This is a genomic window from Aeromonas sp. R1-1 (assembly GCF_040908495.1).
In the GTDB taxonomy this organism is placed as follows: domain Bacteria; phylum Pseudomonadota; class Gammaproteobacteria; order Enterobacterales; family Aeromonadaceae; genus Aeromonas; species Aeromonas veronii.
Genome location: NZ_JBFODV010000010.1, coordinates 1 through 5,708, shown reverse-complemented (window position 1 = coordinate 5,708; position 5,708 = coordinate 1). Strand labels below are relative to the sequence as shown.

General features: G+C 60.5%; 5 protein-coding genes. 1 reads left to right on the top strand and 4 read right to left on the bottom strand.

Annotated features, from left to right (window positions below; translation table 11 throughout):
• Positions 1 to 110: 110 nt before the first annotated feature.
• The 3 genes from AB5Y92_RS00385 to AB5Y92_RS00375 form a co-directional block, all read right to left on the bottom strand.
• Positions 111 to 1,907, bottom strand: a complete 1,797-nt coding sequence (locus tag AB5Y92_RS00385; protein WP_368225101.1) for a M3 family oligoendopeptidase — start codon at positions 1,905 to 1,907, stop codon at positions 111 to 113.
• A gap of 123 nt (positions 1,908 to 2,030) precedes the next feature.
• Positions 2,031 to 2,951 (bottom strand): DUF808 domain-containing protein, encoded by a 921-nt coding sequence (locus AB5Y92_RS00380; protein ID WP_335815118.1) that lies wholly within the window; start codon positions 2,949 to 2,951, stop codon positions 2,031 to 2,033.
• 1 nt (position 2,952) lies between these two features.
• Positions 2,953 to 3,093 carry a hypothetical protein gene (locus tag AB5Y92_RS00375; protein WP_021231002.1) on the bottom strand — a complete coding sequence of 47 codons (141 nt, stop codon included), beginning with the start codon at positions 3,091 to 3,093 and terminating at the stop codon, positions 2,953 to 2,955.
• Positions 3,094 to 3,344: 251 nt separating this feature from the next.
• Between AB5Y92_RS00375 and AB5Y92_RS00370 the strand changes: the two genes are divergently transcribed.
• On the top strand, positions 3,345 to 3,947 hold the full coding sequence (locus AB5Y92_RS00370) for a DUF924 family protein (protein WP_245133504.1): 603 nt from the start codon (positions 3,345 to 3,347) through the stop codon (positions 3,945 to 3,947).
• 64 nt (positions 3,948 to 4,011) lie between these two features.
• Here the strand turns inward: AB5Y92_RS00370 and AB5Y92_RS00365 are convergent, their stop codons facing one another.
• Positions 4,012 to 5,631: a methyl-accepting chemotaxis protein gene (locus AB5Y92_RS00365; RefSeq protein WP_245133503.1), complete on the bottom strand. Its 1,620-nt coding sequence runs from the start codon at positions 5,629 to 5,631 to the stop codon at positions 4,012 to 4,014.
• Positions 5,632 to 5,708: the final 77 nt, after the last annotated feature.

Genomic DNA, 5,708 nt, shown 5'->3' with positions numbered 1-5,708 from the left:
GTCCTCTATTCGTTGGTCCCATCAAACCGCAACAAAAGCAGGCATAACAAACAGGCCCCCGGACAGCGAGACTGTCCGGGGGCCTGTTGTTCATATCACCGCTGACCCAATCAGGCAGGCAACTGCGCGAAGCGCTCTACCGCCTGCGCTACTTGTGCCAGACTCCCCTGCCAGAAGGCGGCCTCACGGATATCCTGCCCCAGATGCTTGGCTACCAGATCTTCGGCGCTCATCCGGCCGGTATCGCGCAGCAAGACGCGATAGGCCTCGGCCACGCCCTCTTCCCCCGCCGCCTTGCGGCTCATCAACTGCTGATAGACCCCGAGGCTGAACAGATAACCGAACAGATAGGGGTAGTTGTAAAAGCCCAGCCCGGCGATGGAGAAGTGCGCCTTGGCCGCCCAGAACATGGGATGATAGCGGGTCAGGCTCCCCTCATACCAGCGCCCCCATGCCTCGTCAGTCAGCGTCTTGAGTCGCTCTGCCGACACATAACCCTGCGCCCGCTCAGCCACCAGCGCCCGCTCGAAATCGAAGCGGGCCGGAATATTGACCAGGAAGGTGGCTGCGCCATCGGCCTCCGCCCAGGCGATGGCCAGCTGCTCTTCCGGGCTTTGCGCCTGCTCGAACAGGGCGCTGCGCACCAGAGTTTCGGCGAAGATGGAGGCGGTCTCCGCCAGCGTCATGGGGTAGCTGCGCTGACTCATCGGCAGATCGCGGATCACCCAGTTGTGCCAAGCGTGACCCAGCTCATGGGCCAGGGTAATGACATTGTCCATGGTGCCGGCATAGGTGACGAAGACCCGCGGCTCGACCGGTTCGGCAAACTTGGTGCAGTAGGCGCCGGTGCGGCGATTTGGTGTGGGCGCCGCATCAATCCACCCCTTCTCGGCCATCATGCGGGCAAATGCCCCCATCTCGGGATCGAAACGGCTAAAGGCATTGGCAATCAACTCGATCGCCTCATCAAAAGGAATGTCGCGGCTGCTGGAAGCAGGCGGCGGCGCAAAGAGATCCTCCGGCCCCAGATCGTCGAGACCAAGGCGCTCGGCCATCAGCCCCAGGGCGCGCTGACCCAACCCACGGGCTCGCCAGGTTTCGCTCATCAGGGCATCGAGGGTGGCTCGCTCGATATGGCTCTGATGGCAGGAGAGATCCAGCGCATCGAGCACACGGGTTTTGCCGCGCTGACGGGCCAGCTCCAGCCGCCAGCCGTTGAGGGCATTGAGGATAGCGGCAACCGTCTCCTGCTCCCCTTCCCAACCGGCGCTGATGGCATCAAAGGCTTCTAAACGCAGCGCACGTATCGGGCTGGAGAGCAGATTGCTCGCCTCGGCCAGCCCCATCTCGCGGCCATCAATGGTCAAGCGGATCTTGCCCACCAGATCGTTATAGAGGTTGCCCCAGGCGTGCAGGCCATCGGTGCCCAGACCAATCACCAGCTGCTCCGCCGCCACCGGCAAGCGCTGATCCTGCAAACGACGCTCATGGCCCAAGCGGTACGCCTCCTCGCCGAGCAACGGATCCCTCATCAGCGCGGCAAATTCATCTTCCGGCAGCGCCAGCATCAGATCTTCCACCGGCGCCAGGGTCTTGAACAGATCGGCGTTGAGGGCGCGGGCACGGGACGCCAGCTGTTTGGCCTGCGGATCCCGCGCATCCTGACTGCCGCGGCACGCGGCCAGAATGGCGACGTTCCAGCCGATATGGCGAATATCACGGGCGCGCAGCCGCACTTCCCGCAAGAAATCCAGCAGCGCTGCGTCATCGTCGCGCACCCCGTCCAGACCCGCCATATAGCTGGCCAGCTCTTCCAGCGCGTGGCGGGCTGCGCGCATGTCCGCTTCCAGCTCTGGGCTGTCGAGGCCCGGGTAGATATGGTCGTTATTCCACTGTTGTTGATACATAACTTCTCGCAAAGGCCTTTATCGGGAGGCGCAGCAGACCTGCGGGCAGCAAGTCCGACACCGGGTAACCCGAAGGCCAAAAAATGAAGAGAGGAAAAAAGAGACAATGGCCCGCAAGCTCGCTTATCCCTTGGCCGGGGCAAGACGGCTCACCAGCGTCATCACGGCAACCAGCAGCAGACCCGCCACCACACCGGCCACGGCGTTGAGCAGGGTCGGCGTCACCGCCGCCAGTACGGCCCCCACAGTGGGCAGGGTGGCGACAACTGCGGCTGCGCCTTCAATCAGGTGATGGGCAAAGGGCCAGCCATGCACCAGAATGCCGCCGCCCACCATGAACATGGCGATGGTGCCGACCAGTGCCAGCAGGTGCATCAGACGGGGCGCCGTCACCAGCAGTCCCTGCCCCACCGCGCGGCGCAGGGCGCTGCCATCGGGCTTTTGCAGCAGATGCAGACCGATGTCATCGAGCTTGACGATCAGCCCCACCAACCCGTAGACCCCGATGGTCATCAGCAGGGCGATGCCCGCCACTACCGAGAGCTGCAGCGCGAGGCTTGCTCCCTGTACCGTGCCAAGGGCGATGACGATGATCTCGGCAGAGAGAATAAAATCGGTGCGGATCGCTCCCTTCACCTTCTGCTGCTCAAACGCGGCCAAATCATCGGGAATGGGGGCTGTATGTGCCTCACCTTCACTCGCCTTATGGGGCAGGAACTTGTGGGCCAGCTTCTCGGCCCCCTCAAAGCAGAGGTAAGCGCCTCCCAGCATCAAGAGTGGCGTGATAAGCCAGGGCACCAGGGCACTGATGGCGATGGCGGCGGGCACCAGAATCAGCTTGTTGCGAAATGACCCCTTGGCCACCGCCCACACCACCGGCAACTCCCGCTCGGCGCGCACCCCGGAGACCTGCTCCGCGTTGAGGGCCAGATCATCACCCAACACCCCGGCGGTCTTCTTGGCCGCCATCTTGGTCATCAGCGCCACGTCATCAAGCACGCTGGCGATATCATCGAGCAGGGCCAACAAACTGGTTCCAGCCATATCAAAGATCCCTTATATCAGTGAGAAACGTCTTCCCGAAAAATGTCTCGCGCTTGTTCACCACAACCTTGGTCATCAGCGCCACGTCATCGAGCACGCTGGCGATATCGTCGAGCAGGGCCAACAAACTGGTTCCGGCCATATCAAAGATTCCTTATATCAGTGAGAACAACACCGCGAGAGAGATGTACATCCCGATAACCACCAGGGTCAACAGGACCACCTCATGGCGATCGCAGGCCATCATCGGCCGAGCCAAAAATCCGGCGCTCGCCATCGGGGGGTTACGTCTTTCGGGCAAAAGATGGCACAGTGTAACGAGAAGCCGCCGTTTCGGCAGCACCCCTGAGCCATTTGTTCCTGGTTCCCTCTGAATCACCTCAAGGAGTTCCCATGCAACCCTGGCAACCTCTACTCGATCTCTGGTTTGGCGACGAAGCCGATGACGTCCTGCGGGCCACACGGCAAGCCCCCCTCTGGTGGGGAAAAAGCAGCGAAACGGATGCCATGCTGGCCAGCCGCTTTGGCGAGCTGGCAGAGGCCGCAGCCAAGGGCAGCCTCGCCCACTGGGCCGATCTCCCCAGCGGTCGGCTGGCGCTGATCCTGCTGCTCGACCAACTGCCCCGCAATATCCATCGCGGCACGCCTGCGGCCTTTGCCCAAGATCCGCTGGCAAGGGATCTCTGCCTGAAAGGGCTGTCCATCGGGGCTGACAAATCCCTCTCGCCACTGGAGCGGGTCTTCTTCTATCTGCCGCTAGAGCATGCCGAATCCCGCGAACAACAGGCCAGAAGTGTGGCGCTGTTCGAGGCACTCGCTGCCGAGCAGGCTGGCACACCGGCGCAGGCGACCTTTGCCGGATTTGCCGACTTTGCCCGCCGCCATCAGGTGATCATCGAACGCTTTGGCCGCTTCCCCCACCGCAACGACATACTCGGTCGCACCAGCACACCGGAAGAGGCGGCATTTTTGCAGCAACCGGGCTCAGGCTTCTAAGCAAGCCATATAAAAAAATCCCCGCCAGCTGGCGGGGATAGCAGATGGATAACAACCGTCGGCGTTACTGAATGCGGTAGCGGGATATCTGCTGGTGGATGCTCTCTGTGGTGACATTGAGCTCCTCGGCGGCGGCTGAGGTCTCTTCCGCTGTGCTGCTGGTTTGCTGCACGACCTGAGCAATCTGCTCTACCTGATGAGCGATCGACTCGGCGGCAGAGCTCTGCTCGCGGATGGCATTGGTGATCTCGCCCACCTGATCCATCACCCGGTGCGACGCACTGCGGATCTCGGCAATAATGGCGCCACTCTCGGTCGCCATGGTGACCCCCTGACTCACCTTCTCCTCCACCAGATGCATGCGAGAGACCGTATTGTTTGACTCCTGCTGGATCGCCTCTACCGTGGCGGAGATCTCCTGGGTGGATTGCGCCGTCCGCTCAGCCAGTTTGCGCACCTCATCCGCCACCACCGCAAAGCCACGGCCGGACTCCCCGGCCCTCGCCGCTTCAATGGCCGCGTTCAAGGCCAGCAAGTTGGTCTGCCCTGCCACATCACGGATCACGTTGACCACACCGCCAATGCGCGAAATGCCCTCACCCAGCGCAATGACCTCGGCCGAGGCCTGCCGAATGGAGTCGGCTATCTCGTTGATGGCATGAACGGTGCGCTCGATGGTCCGGCCCCCTTCGGTCGCCAGCTGCCCCGACTCGTTGGTGATGCGGCTCGTCTCCTGAGTGCGCTGGGAGATATCTGTGATGCTGACCGTCATCTCTTCGACACCGGCGGCTATCAGACTGGTGGCATCATTGGCCTGATTAGCCGAGCTGGCCAGGTGTTGCGCTGCCTGAGAGAGGGATTCGGCAGTGCTCTTGATCTGCAAGCTGCCGACGGAAAACTCGGTAAATGTCTGTTGCAGCGTATCGAGCAGCCGGTTGACCGCATTGAGGGTCAGGCCAATCTCATCCTGCTGTTTCACATCTGCTCTCAGGGTAAAGTTGAGGTCGCGCTGGATCCGGGTCAGGGTATCCATGGCGGTGCGAAGGGGATTGGCCACCTGATTGAACAACCAGACAAACAGCCCCATCGTCAGCACGGTGGCACCACCGGCGATAAACAACAGGGTTTGCAGGCTGCTGTCGTAGTTCTCCTGGCCCTGCTTCTTGAGCGCCAGTCCCAAATCCATATTGAAGTTGACGTGAAGCTCGATTGCCTTGGCAAACTGCTGGAACAATCCGTATGCCTCTCCCGCCAGCATGTCTCTTGCTTCATCGTTCTTGTTTTGGCGGGAGAGCTGCAGAACCTTGTCTATCTCCTGATAATATTGCGCGACAATACGTTGATCATCGTCGGTCAGGCGCCGATCTTCATCATTGGAGAGCATCTCTGCCTTATATTTGTCGAGCAGCGAATTGATCTGTCCCCGTATCTCGGTGATACCCGTTTCAATCTGCTGCATCCTGCTTGAGTCGGTATTGAGCACATGTGTTTGTACCAGCGAGTGCAATTCATAGAAATCGGCCTGCACTTCCTTAATCAGCGAAATACTGGGCACCGTATTGTCCGTCACATAGCTCAAATCACGGTTGCCTGCCCCAAGGCGATTGATACTGAACCAACTGAGAAAAATGAGCGTCAGCATCACCAGCAGCGCTATCAGTTGCAGTCGACGAGCAATATTCATAACCGTACACTCCAGATGGAAACTATCTAGCAGTGTAGACGAGCCATAAACAACAACGGCCCGCATTGGCGGGCCGT